This is a genomic window from Planococcus salinarum, assembly GCF_007004625.1.
Taxonomy (GTDB): domain Bacteria; phylum Bacillota; class Bacilli; order Bacillales_A; family Planococcaceae; genus Planococcus; species Planococcus salinarum.
The window spans coordinates 32163-53008 of the sequence record NZ_VIFV01000022.1; the positions used below are offsets into that span (position 1 = coordinate 32163).

Sequence of the window (20846 nt, forward strand, 5' to 3'; positions counted from 1 at the left end):
GGTCCATCCCTTTAACAGGATGGAGTGATGACCTTGCATATTTGATTGGATATCAAATGGTTCATTTCCTTCTGGTTGATCGAGTAAAAACTCCACGTGCCTTCTGTTTTCTTGTCCAGCAATCCGGCGGTCAGCAATATTTTCAGGTGATAGGATAATTTCGACTGGGGAATCTCCATTTCATTCATGAGATCGCAGACACAGGCAGAATTCATATGACAAATTTTATTGAGAATTTCAAGCCGCTTTGGATCTGATAACGCCTTGTATTTCAGGGCAAGCTGTTCAAAATCACTTGTTTTCTCCATCGTGGCCTGAGGATTTACAGCCATGTCGCTCACTCGCTTTCTGTTTAATCAATTTTATTTGATATATTGATTGTAATGCATGGGATTGAAAAGGGCAACAAGTAAATCAAAATAAATTGATTTATTTATTTATTCGCTTTCCCAATTTACTGATGTGGCATGCCTTTTCTGTTCCTTCCATAAAAAAAGCAGCCGGCGAGGGCTGCCTTCAGTAATCGGTGGTTAACGCACTTTTCCAAAGTGGAGGGTATCGTAGTTTTCAGCTGTGCCCTCGGGATGGAGGGTCTGCAGGTGCTCCGGCAGGTGGATCATGTCGTCAGCTGTAGTGGTTATTTTCTTGACCTGTCTCACATTCTCCCGGTCATGTTCAGCCCGGTAAATGATTCGGTCGGTAATCGTGCGAATCGATGTATTCAAATCGATAAGCGAATTCTTTGTGCCCTTGATCCCATCGGTCAGCACGCTGATTTTTTCGGATTTCACGGCAATCTCCTCTTGCAATTCAGTGGTGGTATGCTGCAGGCTTGAGGCTTCCAGATTCAGCTTGTCCACGCGTTCTTTCAGATTGTTCGCCGAGCCTTTCATCTCTTTCATGGGTTCTTTCATGCCGGAGATGAAAAGACCTGCCCCGATGCCAGCGATGATCAGTCCGACAACGAGAATTCCGAGTGCTATCCATAGCCATAGTGTTGAGTCCATTGTTGTTCCTCCTTCATCATAGTTCGCGTATTGCTCTTTCTATACCCCGAATAGCCCATGGATTAACATGGCGAACCAAATTTCATATTTATGGATTTTTATAGCGGCTCATGAATTTACGATCGATATACTTCTTCAGTTTCCAGGGGAGTGCACCGTGAAGCGAACGGTTGCCATAGCTGAGAAAAGCTTCCCCGTCACCGGTGGAAAGAATGGCGACAAAACGCTTTTGGGGTACAAAAGACTGCAATTCATCCGAAGCCAGGCTGTTTTTCAGATTCTGCCACAGGATGGGGCCTTGCCTGACAGCATAAACCCCATTTTTGGCCAATGCCGGATAGCGATCAATTGTGACGCAGTCACCGGCGCCGAACACATCGGGATGTTTCATGTTTTGCAGCGCATCGTTGACAAGCAGGAAGCCATGGGAATCTGTCGGCATTCCGGAACGACGGAAGAGCCCGGAACTTTTCGGTCCGGTCAACCAGAGAATATCTGACTGGGGAAAGGATTCTCCCTTGTTGGTCGTCACACTGTGCCCATCAATTTCTTCAATCGAAGAATCCGTGTGGAATGGCAATCCCTTTCGGTCGGCAATCGCTTCAATTTTTCGGGAAATCTCATTGCCCTGGCCGGACAACAAGGCGGACGAGCTGAACAGCAGCGGTTTGACAGGGCGGTTTTGCCTGCTTCTCCAGGCTAGAATTGAAAAAGCCAATTCCACACCTGAAGCGCCGCCGCCTACGATGACCGGAGCGTCGGAATCCCTTACACGCAACAGTTGCTCCGGAAACAGGAAATTTGGCTTGATGGAAGAAACATGTTCTTTGATCTGGCCGGGCACCGCTGTCAGGGAACCGATATCAAATGAGACCCGGTCATAACCATAGATGGCCCCGTCAGCGCCCGTGAGCTCTTTGGCTTGCGCATCGATGGCAACAACGGAATCCAGGATGAACTCCGCACCAGCTTGTTCACAGAAACGGTTGAGGTCGATTCGGATGTCCTCCTGGCTGTATACACCTTCGGCAAAGCCGGAAAACATGCCGGAATAGTATTGATGGATCGAAGGGGATATGAGAACGACGCGTGCTGCCTGCAACGGTTCTTTTTTAAACTGTTCGAGAGAATGGAGGTGCGCGTGCCCGCCTCCCACCAGAACAAGGGTCTGCATAGTCATTCACTCCTCTCTATTGTAAGATCCGTCTGGCCTCTGCCATCCGCTGGAAAATAGTGATCAGTTGAACTGCCAAAAAAAGCAGCGTAAATAGGGTCAGGTACATTGAAAAGACAATCATCAGGCTGAAAAGTATAAACCCTTCGGTTCTTTCTGCGAGACCTGCCTGGTAATAGAAAGACTTCTCGCTCTGTTTCTCGGATAATGCGCCAACGGTCAAAAACACCGTCATGCCTACAATGATGGAGGCGCTTAATAAGAGCAAAGCCCACATCGACTCCGGAAACCGAAAAGCCAGACCCAGAATGACACTGATTTCCACCAGCCGGTCAAAGCTTATGTCCAGCAGGGTCCCCCAGGAAGAGGATTTCGTTTTTCGTGCCATGGTACCGTCCACCACGTCCAGGTAGCCGGAAAACCACAGAGCGATAAGGGCCCATACCGGCTGCTCCAAATAAATGAAAAGCCCGGAAGACATGCCGATAAATAGAGCGGAGATGGTAACGCCGTCAGCCGTAAAGCCGAATTTCAACAACAGGTCGGCTGTTTTGTTCACAACCGGTTGGACATGTTTTCTCGCATGTGTATCGAGCATAAAAATCACCTTTTCAAATTCGGGATGATTTCAGTATAGTATATGTTTTCCGTTCAAACCCGTATTGCACCTCCTGTAGCATTTTTTGGGTATATTTACGGGAAATAAAGGAGGGCGAGGGTTACAGCCCGATAATCTCCCATGCTTTTTGCTAAACTGAAGAGAGTACACAAGCGGAAAGGAAATGATACAGATGGTGAAGAACTACGATATCGCTGTAATTGGAGCAGGAGCGGCTGGTTTGACAGCGGCGTTTACAGGAGCGGGCTTTTCCAAAAAAGTCGTGCTGATCGATAAGGATTTGCCTGGCGGGGATTGTACATGGTCCGGCTGCATTCCAAGCAAAGCATTGATTAATATCGCTGAAGAAATTCATCATGCCAAAAAATATGCGCCGGACCTGCAAATCGATACTGCGGTCGTCCTGCAGGACATTCAGGCAGTCATCCAAAAAGTGTATGCGGGGGAGAACCCGGAAGTTCTGAAAGAAGCCGGCATCGATTACATCAAAGGATTTGCCACGTTTACCGGACCGCACGAAGTGGACGTTGAAGGGGAGCGTATCGAAGCGAAGAAAATCATTCTTGCCACCGGCTCTTCCCCGCTGGTTCCGCCAATCGAGGGACTGGATAAGGTACCGTACCTGACGAACGAAACCATCTTCAACCTGACATCATTTCCGAAATCGATGACAATTCTCGGCGGGGGACCCATCGGGGTCGAGTTGAGCCAGGCGTTAAACCGGCTGGGGATAAAAGTGACACTGGTCGAGAAGTTTGAACGGATCTTGCCTAAAGACGAAGAAGAACTCGTGCTGATGATCCAGCAGCGCCTGAAAGAGGAAGGCGTTGAGATTCATACCTCTGCCACAGCCGTAAAAGCGGAACAGAACGGTGACTGGATCGAATTGGTCATTGACAAAGATGGCAACAAAACAACGGTTGCCAGCGAAGGGCTTCTGGTAGCGTTGGGGCGAAAAGCAAATGTGGATGGCTACAACCTGGAACAGGCAGGAGTCGAATACACTGCAAAGAGCATCCAGGTGGATGACCATCTGGAGACGACAGCGAAAGGGATTTATGCCATCGGAGATGTTGTGGGGCCTTACCAATTGTCCCATATGGCGAATGTCCAGGGCATCACCGCTGCACAAAATGCCATTTTGCCGATCAATAAAAAAATGGATTACGAGCATGTGACCTGGTGCACCTATACAGATCCGGAACTGGGCAGGTCCGGCTTGTCGGAACACGAGGCACGCGAGAAATACGGGGATTCCATTCGGGTGTACGAACATGAATACGCCGATCTGGACCGCGCCAACACGAAAAAGGACAGCTTCGGCAAAGTGAAGCTCATTCTTGACAAAAAAGGTTATATTTTGGGCGCAAGCATTCTGGGGGACCGTGCCGGTGAAATCATCAGCCAGATCCAGACCATCAAATCCCTCCACATCAACCTTGGGAAATTAGCGGGTGTCATCCATCCGTATCCGACTTACAGCGAAGTTCTGGTAAAAATAGGGAAAAAAGTCTATGTCGACAATTTGTTGAATCAGCCGGTCGTCAAGACATTCAATAAAGCGAAAGCCGGCGAGTTGCCGGCAGAAAAAATAGCGGTGTATGCGACAGCCGCTGCCGCTGGGCTCGGGCTTGTGAATATGGCGCTCCAAAACAACCTCAAACCGAAGCTCGGAGTGGAAAACGGGCGCCTGAAGGAAGTTCCGCCCACACCGAATGCAATTTCGTCCCAGACAAGTTCAAAAGACAAATATGTGGAAGGCTTTCCTTACAGCGGAAGCCGTGCAGACTCAAAAAAATGCCTGATCGGCATGCTGAAAGGTTTCGAAGGCGTGGAGGTCCTTCAGGATGACGAACATTACGTCTACGCTGTCGCAAAATCCAAGGCATTCAAGTTCAAAGACGATATTGAATTCTACTTCAATGATGCCGCTCAGCAAATCGAGTTCCGTTCGGCTTCCCGCGTCGGAGTGTCCGACTCAGGTGTCAACCGCCAGCGTTATGAAGAAATGAAAAGAAGGTACCTGGGCATCGCATCCCACAATCGGACATTTTGAAAAATGCCAACCGAGTTCAATTAATCAAATGGCTTGCGGTGCTCGCGGCAGTCGGGGTGGGCATTTGGCTCAGCCGCTCTGTGTTCCAGGTGGATGTCCACGATCTTCGCAACTGGATATTGTCATTCGGGTGGTGGTCGCCCATCCTCTATATCGCCATATACACCGTCAGGCCCCTCATTTTCTTTCCGGCATCCATCTTGTCACTGGCGGGCGGCCTGGCTTTTGGCGCTTGGCTGGGCACCCTGTACACCATCATTGGCGCAACGCTGGGAGCCTTGTTGTCCTTTTATGTCGCGCAGACACTCGGCAAGAGCCTGGTCCGGAAGAAATGGGGCGGAAACGCCGCAAAAATCCAGCAGCAAATGGAGCGGAACGGCTTTCTGTATATTCTGCTGTTCCGGCTGATTCCTGTCATCAACTTTGATTTGATCAGCTACGTGGCCGCTATTGCAAAGGTCCGCTTCCTCCCTTTTGCCCTCGCGACACTGATCGGTATTATTCCCGGCACGTTCGCCTATAATTTTCTCGGCAGCAGTTTTGTCACTGGAAATCCGAAAATTATCCTCCTGGCGGTGCTGGTCTTCATTTTGCTGACGGTGGTGCCGATTATCATCCGCAATCAGTGGGCCAAAAAACAGGAGGCAGGAAAAAAATAAGAAATTGATCAACGGGGATGGGAAGTGGAAGCCATGAAAATAGCTGCATTGCTGGCGCCGGCCGTGCTGGTGTTTACACTGGGCGCGTGTGCGGGGGAGACCGGGAATGGGAATGCTCAGGACGCAGACACTTTGCTGACGGGGGAATGGCCATCGGTTGAATCTGCCGCGGCCGGACAGGAAGTCAATATGTATATGTGGGGCGGAAGCGACAGCATCAACCGCTACCTGGATGACTGGGTCGCCCCGCGGATGAAAGAAAATTACGACATCGACTTGAACCGTGTACCAATGAACGATGCCCAGGACATCATCAATCAGTTGCTGGACGAGAAATCCGTCGGCAAAACGGATGGCAGCATGGACATCATTTGGATCAACGGGGAGAATTTCAAAGCTGCGAAAGACAACGGACTGCTATGGGCCGATTTTACCGGACAATTGCCGAATTACAATGAGTACGTCGACTCGGATGCGCCGGAAATTGCTGAAGATTTCGGCGAGCCGGTGGAAGGTCTGGAAGCGCCGTGGGGCCAAGCGCAATTCGTCTTTGTGCACGATGAGAGCAAAGTTGCCAGTCCACCGACATCCATGGCCGAGCTGGCCGGATGGGTCCGGGAAAATCCCGGGCAGTTCACGTATCCTGCGATGCCTGATTTTACGGGCAGTGCCTTTATCCGCCATGTACTGTATGAAACGACCGGGGGACACGAGCAATACGGACTGCCGGCAGATGAGATCGAAGACCTCGAAGGCCGGTTGGAGCCGATGTGGGAGTATTTGAATGACATCGAACCTTATTTATGGCGTGAAGGGGAAACGTATCCCGAAAGCCTGGCAAAGCTGGATCAATTGTATGCAAGCGGGGAAGTCGCCCTGACCATGAGCTACGATCCCGCCCTGGCGGCAAGCGAAGTACTGAAAGGCCGATTCCCCGACACGACCCGGACGTTCTTATTGGCTGGCGGGACACTGGCCAATACCCATTTCCTGGCTATTCCCTTCAATTCTTCGGAGAAAGCGGGAGCGATGGTGGCCATCAATGAAATGCTGTCGCCGGAAGCGCAGATCGCCAAGCTGTCGCCGGCCAATTGGGGCGATTTGTCAGCGCTGGACCCGGAGAAGCTGTCTCCTGCGCAACAACAGGCGATGAATGCTGTGGATCTCGGTGCAGCCACGCTGTCTTTGGAAGAATTGGAAAATCACCGCTTGCCGGAACTGTCAGCTGACTATATCAAAATTATCGAAAAAGGATGGGTGGAAAATGTGGCGAAAGAGTAAACCGTACCTTTTGCTGCTGCCGGCCATTGCAACCATTGTCCTCCTGTTTTTCGGGGGGCTTTTTGATGGCTTGCTGAAAAGTCTTGGATATTTTCCGGCAATTGGGGAAACCCGCCTGGAACTCACTGCATATGCTGAAGTGGTGCAATCGGATGGATTTTGGGAGTCGCTGGAGCTGACGTTGAGAGTGGCTGTGTTATCGTCGATTCTGGCCGGCATACTGGGTGGAATATTGGGCGTTTCCCTGTTCCTGCTGAATGAAGCTTCGAAGACGGGACAAGCAAGGGTCTGGCACCGGCTATTTCAGCTGCCGTTGACCATCCCGCACTTGGTGGGCGGCTATGTGGTGGTTCTCTTGTTCATGCAAAGCGGCCTGTTATCGAAACTGCTCGCGTCTCTCGGCGTGATTGATGAACTAACGGATTTTCCCGTCCTGGTCAATGATCCGTTCGGTTGGGGCATCATTTTAACTTATGCCTGGAAGGAAGCGCCATTTGTCTCGCTGCTGATCTATCCTGTATTGTCCCGCATCCAGCGGTCGTGGCGGGATGTTTCGCGCGTCTTCGGTGCTGAAAAATGGAATTTCATCCGTGAGATTGTTTTGCCGGTGATGCTGCCTTCTTGGACCATTGCGGTGTTCATCGTATTTGTCTTTACATTTTCAGCTTTTGAAGTGCCGTTTCTCCTGGGTGTCACGTATCCGGGCATGCTGCCGGTGTATTCCTACCAACTCTATACAAGTGGAACATTCGCTGACCGTCCGGAAGCTTTGGCGGTAAATATCATCCTGGCGGCGTTGACGATCGCGCTTGGCCTTGTCATCTATTATTTCAGCAAGCGCTGGCAGGTTTGGAAAGGGTGGGCTTAATGGGCAGGTTCATCTCTCCGGTAAAAATCTTCCTCACCCTCATTTTTCTCCTTGTCATCGGGCTGCCTTTCCTTGCTTTGCTGTTGTCGAGTGTTTCGCTGAACTGGCAATGGCCCGAGGTGTTACCCGAAGCTTTCAGCTGGCGGGCATGGGATTATGTGCTGTTCGGCAGTTCCGGTACCTGGCAAGCCATCGGAACCAGTTTGGTGATCGCCTTGGTTGTCACCGCAGTGAATATTGTTCTGGCGGTGCCTGCAGCAAATGCGCTGGCGCGCTATCAGTTCCGCGGCAAATGGCTGATGGAAGCAATCATTTTTGCCCCGATCATTATTCCACCGTTTGTCGCCGTCATGGGCATCCACCTGACGTTCCTGAGGCTGGGCCTCACCGAAACGATTTTCGGCGTCGTCCTGGCCCATCTTTCGCCGACACTGCCTTATATGGTGCGGGCGGTGGTAATCAGCTATAACACGTTGGCGGTTGACTGGGAAAATCAGGCGCGCATGCTCGGAGCGGGAGCGATCCAACGATTTTTGCATGTCGTTTTGCCCCATTTGCTGCCTGGCATTGCAGCGGGGGCAAGTTTGAGCATTCTGATTTCCCTGAGCCAATACCTGATCACGTTTATCATCGGCTCCGGGCAGGTCATTACATTGCCGATTCTGCTGTTTCCATTTATCAGTGGCGGAGATCCTGCCGTTGCGGCCGCCTATTCGCTGATGTTCGCCGGCCTGGCCATTGTAACCCTGCTCGGAATGGACATCGCTTTGAAGAACTATTATCAAACCAAAAAAACCGTCACCGGCAAGATTTAAAGGAGTGGGATGATGAACGATTTACGCATTCTCCATCTTGAAAAGAAATACAGCAAAACAGCTGCAGCAGGACAGGAACCGTTTGTGCTCCAGCCAGTCGACCTGACCATCCGGGAAGCAGAATTCTTCACATTGCTGGGGCCTTCCGGCTGCGGAAAAACCACGCTGCTGAAATTGGTGGCTGGGCTATTGCAGGCGGATTCGGGGCAATTGTGGTTAGGAGATTCCGAATTGACTGCTGTCCCCCCGGAAGACAGAAGATTCTCGATGGTATTTCAACAGCCTTTATTGTTTCCACACATGACGATTGAGGACAATGTGGCATTCGGGTTAAAAATGCAGAAAGTCAAACGGAAAAAACGCCTTTCTCTTGCACAGGAGATGCTGGAGTTTGTCGGCTTGGCAGGGTTTGAAAGCCGGTTTCCGGATGGATTGAGCGGCGGCCAACAGCAGCGGGTGGCGTTGGCCAGGGCTTTGGTGGCCGATCCACGGCTCTTGCTGATGGATGAACCGTTCAGTGCGCTGGACCCCGGCCTGCGGGAAGAAATGCGGGAGCTGCTCAGCCGCATCCAGAAACAGCTTGGTGTTACCGTATTGTTTGTCACTCACGACAGGGAGGAAGCGTTTGAATTGTCCGACCGGATCGGTATCATGGGGAACGGACGCCTGTTGCAGGTCGGCACAGCCATGGAACTGTACGAACTGCCCGCCAGTACACAGATCGCCCGGTTTTTAGGGATGAAAAACATAATCCCGGGCACAGTCCACGGCGGCCGTTTTATTTCAAATGAAGGGGTTTTCGAATTTTCAGCCGGGAACTCCGTCAAAGCCGGCGAATGGTGTTTGATACTTCGTCCGGAAGCACTGCAGCTGTTGGCACCAGGGACGCCGGCACCAGCAGGAGCTCTGCTGGTGCGGGGGGAAGTCGGGCGAATGAAGTTCCATCATGGATTGTATCAATGCAAGTTGCATGTTGGGGGGGCGCAATTGGACTGTACGCTTTCCCGGCAGCAGGCAGAATCACTGGCAGCCGGGCAGGTATATGATTTTTTTGTGTTGCCTGATGACCTGCACCTTGTGGGAATATAACCATTTTCAACGTCACATAAACTGAAAAAACAACCGGGCAAAGGTTTTCAGCAGAATTTGTCGAATACTGACCTTACGATCAAGCTGCAAACATAGAAAGGAAGATTTCCTTGCTGACCTATACCGGTGAAAGAGTCATACCCGAACTGATGAACCCGATGAACGGCTTGTTGCTTGAACACATCGCGCGCTATCATTTTGCGATAGAATATGCTCAAGGACGTGTGCTGGATCTCGCGTGCGGAGTGGGGTATGGAGCACAGTTGCTGGCCAAAGCAAAAAACAGGCAGCTCGAAGAAGTGATCGCGGTTGACGCAGATGCCGAAGCAATCCGCTACGCCAAACACAGGTACTATCATCCGAAAGTCAGTTATGTGAAGAACGATGCCCTGAATCCGCAGTTGCCCCAACAACTCGGCACATTCGATGCCATCATCTCTTTTGAAACCATCGAGCATTTAACCGACGAAACAAGATTTCTTGGAAATGTCTATGACATGTTGAAACCCGGTGGCATGCTGATCCTTTCCACGCCATTCGGCTACGGCAGAGGAAAACCATGCAACACCGAGTTTCATGTCCATCAATTGAATTGGAACGAATTTCACACTTTGTTTGATGACTATTCGGAAAAGAAATTTTACTACCAAAAAGGGGTATTGATAGAACCGCCGAGAAGCGATATCCATTACCCGATCGGCATCGCTGTGTGCCGGAAATGAAAGAGGCGGGAAACGAACAGTTTACCGGATCAAAATGCTGCCACCGAAAAAAGACTGCCGGAAACCACAGGCAGTCTTTTCTTCCGGTTTTTTTTCCTTACGAGACCATTTTCAACCCCACTGCAGAACCGAGCACCATGGCAATAAAGACGATTCGCTTCCAGTCCTTTGCTTCATTATAAAAAAGCATGCCGATAATGGCGCCTCCGGATGCACCGATGCCGGTCCATATGGCATAGGCCGTGCCCATCGGCAGAGTTTCCATCGCAATAGACAGGAAGAAGAAACTGAAACCGAATCCCCCGAGCATCAGCAGGAAGGAGAGCCAATTACGCTCGTTATGCCATTTGTTGATCATTGCCACGCCGGCCATTTCAAAAGCTCCCGCAGCAAGCAGCGCCATCCAAGCCATTACGATTCCCCTCCTTTTTCCCCGTTGTCATCTGTCACCAATTTCAACCCGACCACACCGGCCAGTAGAATGCCGATCAGCAGAAGTTTTGAAAGCTCCACCGGTTCGCCGAAAAACAGGATATCGGACAACACAGTGCCGGCCGTTCCCATCCCGACAAACACTGCATAGACGGTGCCGACCGGGAGCTTACGCCCCGCCATGATCATCAGATAGAAACTGATGAGGATGGCCACCACAGTACCGCTCCAGGGCCAGAAGCCGTCTGCATGCTTCAGCCCGATAACCCAAAAAACTTCAAAAAATGCAGCAACATACACTTTCGCCCATTCCACATTCATATCGTTTCCTCCTGATTCCAAATAAAAAAGCCGGAAAGCAACTGTTAAACAGTTCCTCCCAGGCTTTTGTCCTTCCGTGTCACAGCAAGCTGTGCGTTTTCTCTCGGACCAGGCCAAGCAGCAGCTTGCGGAACCCTAGAAAACAATTGTCGTTGTATGTGATTACTTGAAATTATACACACGATGCCGTTTCAGCGAAAGGAAAAGCCATTGCACAGTCTGCAGGAGCGGGAGGAAGGCAGGCCGCATGATTGACGGGCCGATTTCCACATGATAGAATTGTCTTTAATTAAAGATATATGAATTACAACTATTTGAGGTGAAAAAGATGGAATTGCCGAACCGCAACCTGAAAGCCGTCACGGTCATTATCCGGGCTGCCGATGCCGTGCGGGAAGTCATCAAAAGCGATGCCGCCAGCAACGGACTGAACCCCACCGAATTCTCGGTGCTGGAACTGCTGTATCACCAGGGCAGACAACCCATTCAATCGATCGGCAAAAAGGTGTTGATTGCGAGCAGCAGCATCACCTATGTGGTAGACAAACTGGAAGCAAAAAACTTCGTCCGTCGATCGGAATGCGCCGAAGACCGCCGTGTCACGTATGCCGAGCTGACCGAAGAAGGCAAGGGTCTGATGGACCGAATTTGGCCGGAGCACGAAAACAAGATCAACGAATTGTTTGCCGGCCTCACAGTGGAGGAAACAGAAGCGATGATAAGCGATTTGAAAAAAGTCGGCTATCAGGCGTTGAAAATCTGAATGTTTGCAGGATACTATCGTAAATTCGAGATAAAATTTTCACCAGGAAAAGGAGCGTTTTACAATGAATGAACTAAAAGGGATCCACCACGTCACCGCAATCACAAGCAGCGCGGAAAAGAATTATGAGTTTTTCACTTATGTACTCGGCATGCGACTGGTCAAAAAGACCGTCAACCAGGACGATATCCAGACGTATCATCTGTTTTTTGCCGATGACAAGGGCTCTGCCGGTACCGATATGACGTTTTTCAATTTCCCGGGGATTCCAAAAGGGACCCATGGCACCAACGAAATCTACAAGACAGCTTTCCGGGTACCATCTGACGCGGCAATGGATTACTGGCTGAAGCGCTTCGACAAATACGACGTGGCCCATACCGGAATCAAGGAATTGTTCGGCAAGAAAACCGTATCCTTCACTGACTTCGATGAGCAGCAATACATGCTCGTTTCCGATGAACGCAATGAAGGCGTAGCATCCGGTACACCGTGGCAAAACGGACCTGTGCCACTGGAGTTTGCAATAACTGGCCTCGGGCCGATCCACATCCGCATTGCGCAATTCGATTACCTGAAAGAAGTACTCGAAAAAGTGATGATGATGCGCGAAATCGCCAAAGAAGGAGCGCTGCATCTTTTTGAAATGGGACAAGGCGGCAACGGAGCACAGGTCATTGTTGAATACAACGCGGTTCTGCCTGCCGGCCAGCAAGGCTTCGGCACCGTTCACCATACTGCGTTCCGGGTACATGACACGGCTGCATTGAATGAATGGATCGATCACATGGGAGCGGGCTTTGGTACATCCGGCTATGTCGACCGCTTCTTCTTTGAATCCTTGTATGCAAGAGTGGCACCGGGGCTTCTCTTTGAATGGGCAACCGATGGACCTGGTTTCCTCGGAGACGAACCGTATGAAACACTGGGCGAAAAATTAAGCCTGCCGCCATTTCTTGAAGCCCAGCGGGAACGCATTGAAAAAATGGTGCGTCCGATTGACACCGTGCGCAGCAGCCGCACAATCGAAAAAGAGTATTTGTAAATTATCTTCGTATAGAATGGAACAACAAAGCGGCAGGAATCAGATCGTACGGTTCAGTCGGCGACGCACGGGCAGCGGAACATTTGCGCGGCATCCTCGGAGAAGTGATGGTGGCGGATGTACGTGTTCACCCGGCATTGTCGCTGTTCACCGATTTCGAAAACGGCTCCATGCTAAAACCTGCTTCGGTGCAGGGAGACTCCGTAAATCAAATGTTGGATCAGGTGATTCCATGGTCAACTGCTTTGGAATCAATCCGCTAAAATAGATGACTTAACTTAGAAGGTGCCTCTCCGGCATCTTCTTTTTTTATGGCTTCCAATTGACGGCCTTCGTTCTGATTTTTGCTGCTGATGCGAAGGCAGCAAAATTTACGATGTTCCACAAATTACCTGGAATAATAATTCTTTCATCCATCTAATTAACACCTGAAAAGTGTTCGTGAAAGCAGATGCGTTTTTGCGAACGTTCGTAAAGTGATTTAGTACATTTACGAACGCTCTTTTTGCCGTTTTTCAGCCCTTTTCAAAGCGTTCGTAAATGTGTACTTTTACGAACGGTTTTATTTAATGCAGTTATATTTTTTTGATTTTAGTTAATAGTGAAAGTTCATTCTTTTGAATGAGGTAGGAAATTTTTCGGAATTGTATTATATTGGTAGAAAGGTATACAAGAGAAAAATTAGTAAAAACCTATTTAAGTCAAAGGTATATTGTTGAAGTTCGGATAGAGATTGAGCATCTATCTGAAAGATGCTGAGTTGCTTACTCATAAAAGAACTATCAAGATACATCTAAGAGTAATAGGTAAACAAGAAAGGGAGAAGATCAATGATTAAAGGACTGTATGAAGCACATTTGCCAGTAAGTAACCTTTTGGAATCAATCGAGTTTTATAAAAAGTTAGGACTAGAAGTTGCCTATCAAAAAGAAAAACTGGCCTTTTTCTGGATTGAGAAAGAACATAGTTGGTTAGGTCTATGGGAAACCGATAAAGTGGAAACGCCCTATCATCCATCGTTAAGGCATATCGCTTTCCGAGTGGACATAGACAATATGGAAAAGGCGAAAGATTGGCTAGAGCAAAAAGGGATAAAAATAAAAACCGATTTTGGTTTTCCACCCGAAAAACAGCCTTTGGTTTTGCCCAACTATCCCCATGCTCACGCTGCCATTTATTTTGAGGATCCGGATGGCAATTCCCTAGAACTGATAGCTCCATTGAAAGTGGATTTCAAAGAGGAATTTCAGATGATGTCATTAGAAGAGTGGAACAGTAAAAAGTAACTCACAGTTTACATATCAATAGTTATCAGAAGTGCCATTTTTTTATAAAAGATTGTCAAGATCTAACTAATTTTATATCAATGCTGCTCTAGAAGTTTTTAAATTTCTTATGGCTCAAAAAAAGCTAGGTACTCCACATTCTTATATCGTTGCAGATGCCTAGAACTGCAGTTAATAGGATGGTTTAATCCATATCTTAGCGTAATCAGCATAACCGTAATTCGTCGTTTTGATTCCCATCATTTCAGGCGGATAAGGGATATGGCGCTGATTAAAATACAAAGGCACCATCCAAGAATTCGAAAAGACTTCATTTTCTATTTTCAAATGCAAAGGAAGCCAGTTCTCCACAGGTGTTTCAGGATAAACTGATAAAGTCTGAGCAACTACTTCGTTCATCTCCATCAGGTCTGAAATTTGCGAATAGCCTGCTTTGAAATAGAGATAAAAAGAAAGATTTTGATCCAGGGAAAAGTGTTCTCGGCTGATGAATAGGTCGGCTTCTAACTCGCTACATTTAATGCTTACATACTCTTCATGTTCCAGAATCAAAAGGTTTACTTGTATCCCTCCGTCTTCCAATACTTTTTTAACCTGTTCAGCTAACTTCAGTGTGAACTTGCTAGCTGCGAGGACCAAAGGCTGCGCCAACTTGAGGGTTTCAGATTTCGGGACGATATAAGGAAGACTTTCATTCAATAAACACCCTCGGTTATTCTCTGTTGAGTTTTTAATGATGTTTAGTATCAAACCAATCTTTTTCCTGATAAGCGAATGGATATATTCGCGTACTTCTTTATTTTGAATACCTGAATCTTGAAAGAGATTGAATACCAGTATGCCGGACCCAGATTCACTTTTTATTTTTTGTGCATCATTCAAAGTGTCACGTGCATTTGTCCGAAAAATTAATTCTGCGTCTGAATTCACCTTAATGAAATCGATAGTGTCAATATAGGGACGTTCTTGATAAAAGTCATCATGAGCCTTTATTCGGGTTACTTTGTTATCCGAATAATCCATGTAAAAAGGTCCCGTTCCCAGAATGTCCTGATTTTTCATTTTGTAAATACTTGCTTGAGTCATGCTCAAGAGATGCAATAAATAGGAACACGGTGTGCTTAACTCAATTTCGACAACCAATGGATGGGGAGTATGAACAGTGGATATTTGTGGCGTCACGGATCTGTAGTGAGCGTCGGAGAAAAAGAGCTCCAGACAAGTTTTCACATCGGTGCTATTCAGTATGGACCCATCGTGAAATTTTACATGTTTTTTCAAGAAAATAGAGAGTTTGTTATCCGTGAAATCCCAGGAATGAGCCACTTCTCCTCGTATTAGTCCTGCTTCATTTACCGAAAAAAGCCGGCTGTATAAGTTGTCGCAGATATGGATGCTGTTTAAATCAATCGCTTTGAGGGGGTTAAAGGTTAAGAACGGATATTTCATGGGAAAAATAAAGCGATGATCGGAAACTGGCTGGTAACCAAATTTTTCAGTTACCTGTTTTGATAACCTGCGTCTTGCATTCTCAGACCATTCCCAGTCCAGATAGTGAATGACACTGGGCAGGGGCTCCTTTACTAATAGTTGAAGAAACTCTTTTTCAAATGCTTTTTCGACGTCGTTTAACCAGTGGATTTTCGTCTTTCTCCCTCGGCCTGTACCAGGCAAGTAGACGAGCCATTTCTCTTCCGCCCATCGTTCCAGCCATCTTTTGGTTTGTCGTTGAGACAACTCTAAAATTTGAGCGATTTCTTCTTGTTTAACTTCTCCTTCACGCAACCTTCGCCAAAGCTTCAATAATAATCGATTCATTCTCCACCTCAAAGGGTGACACTTCTTTTCAGATGTGTCAGTTTTTAATCACAGTTGTCATCCTTATAATAAGTATAGCAGTTAAGATGAAATAGTCGAAATTATCCATACAACACAGTGATGGAAGGCTTGGCTACTTCTTTTTTATCGATTAAAGATCCTTAAAAATATAGGCAGTTGGAAAGGATTTTTTAATGCTGAAAAATAAAGCGTATCTATTCTATTTATCAGGTTCCGTTATTTCGGCGGTTGGGAATGGGATGCAGTTCATCGCTATTACTTGGCTCATATTGGAACTGACTGACTCATCCGCACAGGTCGGAATCACTCTGGCCATCGGCTTTATCCCCTTAATGTGTTTATCCTCTTTTGGCGGCATGGTAGCAGACCGCTACGATAGAAGAATTATCATGGTGGCCTTCAACATATTTCGTTTTTTCTCCATCTCTATCGTACCTTTTGTATATTGGTTTGGTGATTTGACTATATTTATCATTTATTTAATGCAGTTATTGAATGCTGTGGGCACAGCATATTTTGTCCCAGCCAATGCAGCGTTCGTAAGGGAAATCATGGCAGACAAGGAAATGTATCGGGCAAATGCCCTGACCCAGGTTTGGATTCAGGTTGGTAAACTGTCAGGGGCAGGTATCGGTGGCATTTTTGTCGCTTGGTTCGGTTCAATTAATGTGGTTTTTTTGAACGCTTTAACTTTTCTTATTGGGGCGGTCTTAATTTATAAAACCAGAAAAGGATACGTTTCCCCCAATGAGGAAAGTCCACAAAACCGAAATTTTTGGAGAGATATGAATGTAGGCTTCAAGCTCGTAATAACTCAAAAAAACTTGTTGTTTTATGTGGGATTATCCCTTCTTCCTGCTATCTTCGTCTATATTTATAACCTTTCTGTAGCTATCTTTGTTAGGAATGAACTGGGCAAGGGAGCAGAATCATTGGGGATAATTGAGGGTGCATACGCAGCTGGAGCTTTGGTAATCGGGGTAGTCATCTCAAAACATAATAATTGGTTAAAAAACACACTGGCCATTCCACTGGTCATCTTCATCATGGCCATTCCGTTCGTTTTATTCTCGTTAAGCAACGAAGTTCTGACTGCCGCGATAAGCGTTTTCTTATTAGGAGCAGCCTTTCAAATCGGGTTTACGATGTTCAATACACTTCTTCAAATTACGCCACCGAAAGCTTTTGTCGGCAGGGTGACGGGATTTGCGAAAACCTTGCAAAGCCTCCTTACTTTTGTGGCTCTTCTTTATTTCGGCAATTGGCTGGAATCTCACTCGGTTCGGGTACTTTTCAGCGGAATTTTTGCCCTGTTTACCACGGTGAGTTTGCTGACTTTAACAGTTGTTTTTTTCTCTCAAAAACAACTGCAGAAAAACCAAAAACAAAGTATTTAACTAATTTATCAAGAAAATTTCTGGCAGATAATCAGAGAAATATCACCGCTTATCGCATGGCAGGAGCTTCATATAAAGTTTATTTCCTTTTTTTGTACAAGTTTACTTTTACGACTAGTGTCTAAATTTACAATACCTAAGCATAAATATTTCTTATATCTTTCTAACGGTAACTATTAATATAATTTAAAAAGTGAAAAATTCGAAAGAAAATTCTGATTAAATAGAAAGAGGGATTTGTTTATGAAAATAATAAAACGCGTACTTATCAAATTAAGCGGTGGAGCATTAGCCAGTAAAGAGGGTGAAAGTTTTGATCATCAGAAGCTGGACCATATAGCCGATGAAATCCTTTCAATTACGGACATGGATATTGAAGTAGCCCTTGTGATTGGCGGAGGGAATATCTTTCGCGGGAGCTTAGCGGATAAATGGAACATTGACAGAGTAGAGGCCGATAACATCGGGACATTGGGGACAATCATGAACAGCTTAATGCTGCGAGGGGTCTTGAAAAGTAAAACAGACAAGGAAATCAGGGTCATGACATCCATTCCGGTTCCGTCTGTGGCTGAACCTTATATCCAATTAAGAGCGAAAAGGCATTTAGAGAAAGGGTCTATCGTTATTTTTGGAGGAGGAAATGGGCAGCCGTTCGTAACGACTGATTACCCAAGTGTACAGCGGGCGATTGAGATGGATTGCGATGCCATCTTCGTAGCGAAGCAGGGGGTGGATGGCGTATTCGATTATGACCCGAACCAGTATGCTGAAGCAAAAATGTACCGCACATTGAACTACGACGATATTTTAAAAGAAAACATCAAGGTCATGGACCAGTCTGCGCTTCTCCTTGCAAAAGAGTTCGATATAGCAGTCAATATCTTTAACTTCAATAAACAAGGTGAAATGAAGCGAATCGTTGAAGGCAAACAGACCGGAACTGTAGTTTCAAGAGACCCTTCTGAATTTTATGTATTGAGCTAAAAATTTTTCGCTTGATAGTCAGTTGTCTTCTAAAATTTTTACATAAGTCTGCCAGTTGAAAAGGTTGTAAGCCAATTAGGGAGATAAGAGTACATGGGATGGGTGAAAAATGATTTTTACACAGTAAAAGAGGAAGTGAAGATACATCAAATTACGAAGATATTCGAGGAGGAAGCCAGAGAATTGATCTTAAAAGGATTAGAAGAGCGCTTTGGTTTCATAGATCCCACTTACAATCCAGATTTGAAAAGCATTTTACACAGCTATAGCCAAAAAGGAGCTATATTTTTGGTGGGTACCTACAAAAACCGGGTCATTTGTACAGGCGCTATTTCTTATGAAGAACCAGGAATCGGAAGAGTTGAACGAATGTCTGTCTTGAAAGAATTCCGAAGAACAGGTGTAGCAAAAATAATGATGAATCACTTAGAGTCATGGGCCATGCAAGAGGGCTATCAACAATTAGTTTTAGAAACTAATAGCAACTGGCATAGTGCAATTGAGTTCTATCAGAATCGACAATACCATCTATACTTGAATGATGGGGAATGCAGCTACTTTTCAAAGAACTTAATTTGATTTTTATCTTATACGAAAGCCACCTATAATGAGATAACGTAAATTAAAGTTTACATATCAAAATTTATTGAAAGAAGGAACTTCATTTGAAGCTCCTTCTCTTTTTTCTTCATAAAAGTGTACTTTTACGAACGGTTATTTAGTAGATTTTAAAAGAATCCAAAGTTGAATTACTAATCAAAAATCCCGGCAAGTAGATAACAAGTAATAAAAATAATGTTCAGACTTTTAAAAGGGAAAAATGTTACAATTTTCTAGGAAGGCAGAATGGGATAAAGAAATATATTTGTTCATTCATTTTTTAAGCAGCATCCAGAAAGGTTGATCAATTTTTATGGTTGAGATCATTGGAAGAAAAATCGAGTTAATTAAAAATACGAAAGAAAACTTGGATGAGCTATATTTTTGGAGATTTGAAGAAAAGGAACAAGAAGCGAAAAAGTGGAATGGGCCATACATACCTGAAAAGCGAATGACAAAGGAAGAACACCGTAAACATTGGTTGAATGAAGAAAAAATTACAACGGGAGTTCCAGCTTCTCTCGTGATAAGAGCTGAGGGAAAAGTGATTGGCTATGTGGGTGCTTATTGGGTAGATAAGAATACGAACTGGCTCGAGACCGGAATTGTAATTTACGATAAAGATTATTGGAATGGCGAATATGGCTCTGAAGCCTACAAGCGCTGGATTGATTTCCTTTTTGAATCAACAGAGTTACACAGACTGGGGATGTCGACCTGGTCCGGAAACGAAAGAATGATGAAAGTCGCCGAAAGGATGGGAATGACTGTAGAAGCACGCGTAAGAAATGCTCGAACAGTAGAAGGACAATATTTTGATGCAATAAAAATGGGGATTCTGAGAGAAGAATGGGAAAAATCAATTGTCAGTTAAATTCAATAATGAAAAGAGGGGTTTAATGGAAAATCTATTCGGGAATGTCGCGCAAGACTTTGTGAATTATCGAAAAGGATATCCTAGTAAATTTTATGAGAAGCTGCAGGAAGAATGTGGAGTGGTTTTTCGAAATCAGCAAGTATTGGATATCGCCACTTCGAATGGACTAGCAGCGAGAGATTTAGCAGCTCTAGGAAGTTATGTTACGGGAGTCGATAACTCACCAGAACTTATAGAGGAAGCCATCCGGACAAACAGGGTGGAGGAACTGAACATCAAATATTTCCTCGGAGACGTAACAGATTTACCTGTTGAAGAAAAGTCCTTCGATCTGATTACTGCTATACATTGTTGGAATGTACTCCCTACCGAACAAACCATAAGTGAAATATATAGGGTTCTAAAACCTGGCGGTAAATTCATCCTTGCTCAATTTGATCCTGTTTCTATAAAGAATAGCGTTGTTACCGAAACAGAGAAGATTGTTTCTAGGTTTAATACTGAATGGAGTCGTAAGAGCACGCATGGCATCTATCCACAATGGATAAATGATTGCTACGACGGCGGTTTTAGAAATGTTGAAACTTTCTCCTTCGATGATTTGATCCCTTTTTCACACGAAGAGTGGAAAGGGAAAATGAGAACAGATGAGAGCATTGGAGGAAGCTTGCAAGACGAAGAAGTAAAAGCATTTGACCATGCCTTATCCATTCTTCTTGAAGAACAGTTTGACGAAAATGTTTTGGACGTTCCACATCGGATGTTTTCCGTCATTTGCGAAAAGTAATACTTAATATCTTCAATAACTAGTTTACATATCATCAGTTGATGAGAAGTAATAAATGGCAGGAGCTAATTATGCCACCTGCCATTTTATTAAGAGATAGTTTGTCAAATTAAGTGCAACACTTCGTCCATGAATGCTTCGTTTGCTGTTCGCCACTTCAAGCATTTTCGTGGCCGGTTATTGATTAGTCGGAGTGCTTCGTTTAATTCTTCTTCACTGATG

General features: G+C 46.0%; 22 protein-coding genes, 2 pseudogenes and 1 riboswitch. Of the genes and pseudogenes, 16 read left to right on the top strand and 8 right to left on the bottom strand.

All coding sequences use genetic code 11. The annotated features are described in order from the left end of the window. Positions 1–11: 11 nt before the first annotated feature. The 4 genes from DIJ65_RS11980 to DIJ65_RS11995 form a co-directional block, all read right to left on the bottom strand. Positions 12–332, bottom strand: a complete 321-nt coding sequence (locus tag DIJ65_RS11980; RefSeq protein ID WP_313903021.1) for an ArsR/SmtB family transcription factor — start codon at positions 330–332, stop codon at positions 12–14. Positions 333–530: 198 nt separating this feature from the next. After that, positions 531–1007: a DUF948 domain-containing protein gene (locus tag DIJ65_RS11985; RefSeq protein ID WP_117302536.1), complete on the bottom strand. Its 477-nt coding sequence runs from the start codon at positions 1005–1007 to the stop codon at positions 531–533. An 88-nt stretch (positions 1008–1095) separates the two neighbouring features. Next, entirely contained in the window at positions 1096–2181 is a 1086-nt protein-coding gene (locus DIJ65_RS11990) for an FAD-dependent oxidoreductase (protein ID WP_117302534.1), read from the bottom strand. A 16-nt stretch (positions 2182–2197) separates the two neighbouring features. After that, the gene (locus DIJ65_RS11995) at positions 2198–2779 is read right to left on the bottom strand and encodes a CDP-alcohol phosphatidyltransferase family protein (protein ID WP_117302532.1); all 582 of its coding nucleotides are present in this window, start codon (positions 2777–2779) and stop codon (positions 2198–2200) included. 193 nt (positions 2780–2972) lie between these two features. Between DIJ65_RS11995 and DIJ65_RS12000 the strand changes: the two genes are divergently transcribed. From DIJ65_RS12000 to DIJ65_RS12030, 7 genes are all read left to right on the top strand, one after another. Further along, complete coding sequence (locus DIJ65_RS12000; RefSeq protein WP_117302530.1) at positions 2973–4856, top strand: FAD-dependent oxidoreductase; 1884 nt, start codon at positions 2973–2975, stop codon at positions 4854–4856. Further along, positions 4853–5515: a TVP38/TMEM64 family protein gene (locus DIJ65_RS12005; protein WP_117302528.1), complete on the top strand. Its 663-nt coding sequence runs from the start codon at positions 4853–4855 to the stop codon at positions 5513–5515. The genes DIJ65_RS12000 and DIJ65_RS12005 overlap by 4 nt, the downstream gene beginning before the upstream one ends. 33 nt (positions 5516–5548) lie before the next feature. Further along, the gene (locus tag DIJ65_RS12010; protein WP_117302526.1) at positions 5549–6796 is read left to right on the top strand and encodes an ABC transporter substrate-binding protein; all 1248 of its coding nucleotides are present in this window, start codon (positions 5549–5551) and stop codon (positions 6794–6796) included. Beyond that, positions 6780–7664 carry an ABC transporter permease gene (locus tag DIJ65_RS12015; RefSeq protein WP_117302524.1) on the top strand — a complete coding sequence of 295 codons (885 nt, stop codon included), beginning with the start codon at positions 6780–6782 and terminating at the stop codon, positions 7662–7664. The genes DIJ65_RS12010 and DIJ65_RS12015 overlap by 17 nt, the downstream gene beginning before the upstream one ends. Then, positions 7664–8479: an ABC transporter permease gene (locus DIJ65_RS12020; protein WP_117302522.1), complete on the top strand. Its 816-nt coding sequence runs from the start codon at positions 7664–7666 to the stop codon at positions 8477–8479. The genes DIJ65_RS12015 and DIJ65_RS12020 overlap by 1 nt, the downstream gene beginning before the upstream one ends. A 12-nt stretch (positions 8480–8491) precedes the next feature. After that, complete coding sequence (locus DIJ65_RS12025; protein ID WP_117302520.1) at positions 8492–9568, top strand: ABC transporter ATP-binding protein; 1077 nt, start codon at positions 8492–8494, stop codon at positions 9566–9568. 110 nt (positions 9569–9678) lie between these two features. Then, positions 9679–10290 carry a class I SAM-dependent methyltransferase gene (locus DIJ65_RS12030; RefSeq protein ID WP_230321402.1) on the top strand — a complete coding sequence of 204 codons (612 nt, stop codon included), beginning with the start codon at positions 9679–9681 and terminating at the stop codon, positions 10288–10290. 97 nt (positions 10291–10387) lie between these two features. Here the strand turns inward: DIJ65_RS12030 and DIJ65_RS12035 are convergent, their stop codons facing one another. Both DIJ65_RS12035 and DIJ65_RS12040 read right to left on the bottom strand, forming a co-directional pair. Further along, positions 10388–10702, bottom strand: a complete 315-nt coding sequence (locus DIJ65_RS12035) for a DMT family transporter (protein WP_117302518.1) — start codon at positions 10700–10702, stop codon at positions 10388–10390. Beyond that, entirely contained in the window at positions 10702–11043 is a 342-nt protein-coding gene (locus DIJ65_RS12040) for a DMT family transporter (protein ID WP_117302516.1), read from the bottom strand. Before DIJ65_RS12040 ends, DIJ65_RS12035 begins: the two co-directional genes overlap by 1 nt. Positions 11044–11096: 53 nt before the next feature. Next, positions 11097–11193, bottom strand: a riboswitch (guanidine-I (ykkC/yxkD leader). Between the two features lie 178 nt (positions 11194–11371). Between DIJ65_RS12040 and DIJ65_RS12045 the strand changes: the two genes are divergently transcribed. The 4 genes and pseudogenes from DIJ65_RS12045 to DIJ65_RS12060 all read left to right on the top strand — a co-directional run bounded on the left by DIJ65_RS12045 (position 11372) and on the right by DIJ65_RS12060 (position 14137). Continuing rightward, positions 11372–11806, top strand: coding sequence for a MarR family winged helix-turn-helix transcriptional regulator (locus tag DIJ65_RS12045; protein WP_117302514.1), 435 nt, complete (start codon positions 11372–11374; stop codon positions 11804–11806). Between the two features lie 64 nt (positions 11807–11870). Further along, positions 11871–12851 (top strand): ring-cleaving dioxygenase, encoded by a 981-nt coding sequence (locus DIJ65_RS12050; protein ID WP_117302512.1) that lies wholly within the window; start codon positions 11871–11873, stop codon positions 12849–12851. Beyond that, a pseudogene (locus tag DIJ65_RS12055) lies at positions 12848–13114 on the top strand (NADPH-dependent oxidoreductase); the annotation flags it as partial. The gene DIJ65_RS12050 and the pseudogene DIJ65_RS12055, both read left to right, overlap by 4 nt. A 567-nt stretch (positions 13115–13681) precedes the next feature. Next, positions 13682–14137 (top strand): VOC family protein, encoded by a 456-nt coding sequence (locus DIJ65_RS12060; protein WP_117302510.1) that lies wholly within the window; start codon positions 13682–13684, stop codon positions 14135–14137. 171 nt (positions 14138–14308) lie between these two features. On the opposite strand, the gene DIJ65_RS12065 is transcribed toward DIJ65_RS12060, so the two are convergent. Continuing rightward, positions 14309–15955 (bottom strand): ABC transporter substrate-binding protein, encoded by a 1647-nt coding sequence (locus DIJ65_RS12065; protein WP_117302508.1) that lies wholly within the window; start codon positions 15953–15955, stop codon positions 14309–14311. A 194-nt stretch (positions 15956–16149) separates the two neighbouring features. On the opposite strand from DIJ65_RS12065, the gene DIJ65_RS12070 reads away from it, so the two are divergent. From DIJ65_RS12070 to DIJ65_RS12090, 5 genes are all read left to right on the top strand, one after another. Next, positions 16150–17373, top strand: coding sequence for an MFS transporter (locus tag DIJ65_RS12070; RefSeq protein WP_117302506.1), 1224 nt, complete (start codon positions 16150–16152; stop codon positions 17371–17373). 243 nt (positions 17374–17616) lie between these two features. Continuing rightward, entirely contained in the window at positions 17617–18360 is a 744-nt protein-coding gene (gene pyrH / locus DIJ65_RS12075; RefSeq protein ID WP_117302504.1) for a UMP kinase, read from the top strand. Positions 18361–18453: 93 nt separating this feature from the next. Then, positions 18454–18939 (top strand): GNAT family N-acetyltransferase, encoded by a 486-nt coding sequence (locus DIJ65_RS12080; RefSeq protein WP_117302502.1) that lies wholly within the window; start codon positions 18454–18456, stop codon positions 18937–18939. Positions 18940–19273: 334 nt separating this feature from the next. After that, on the top strand, positions 19274–19834 hold the full coding sequence (locus DIJ65_RS12085; protein ID WP_117302500.1) for a GNAT family N-acetyltransferase: 561 nt from the start codon (positions 19274–19276) through the stop codon (positions 19832–19834). 25 nt (positions 19835–19859) lie between these two features. Beyond that, the gene (locus DIJ65_RS12090; RefSeq protein WP_117302499.1) at positions 19860–20624 is read left to right on the top strand and encodes a class I SAM-dependent methyltransferase; all 765 of its coding nucleotides are present in this window, start codon (positions 19860–19862) and stop codon (positions 20622–20624) included. A gap of 104 nt (positions 20625–20728) precedes the next feature. Here DIJ65_RS12090 and DIJ65_RS16750 read toward each other — a convergent pair. Beyond that, positions 20729–20846: pseudogene (locus DIJ65_RS16750) on the bottom strand (IS30 family transposase); the annotation flags it as partial.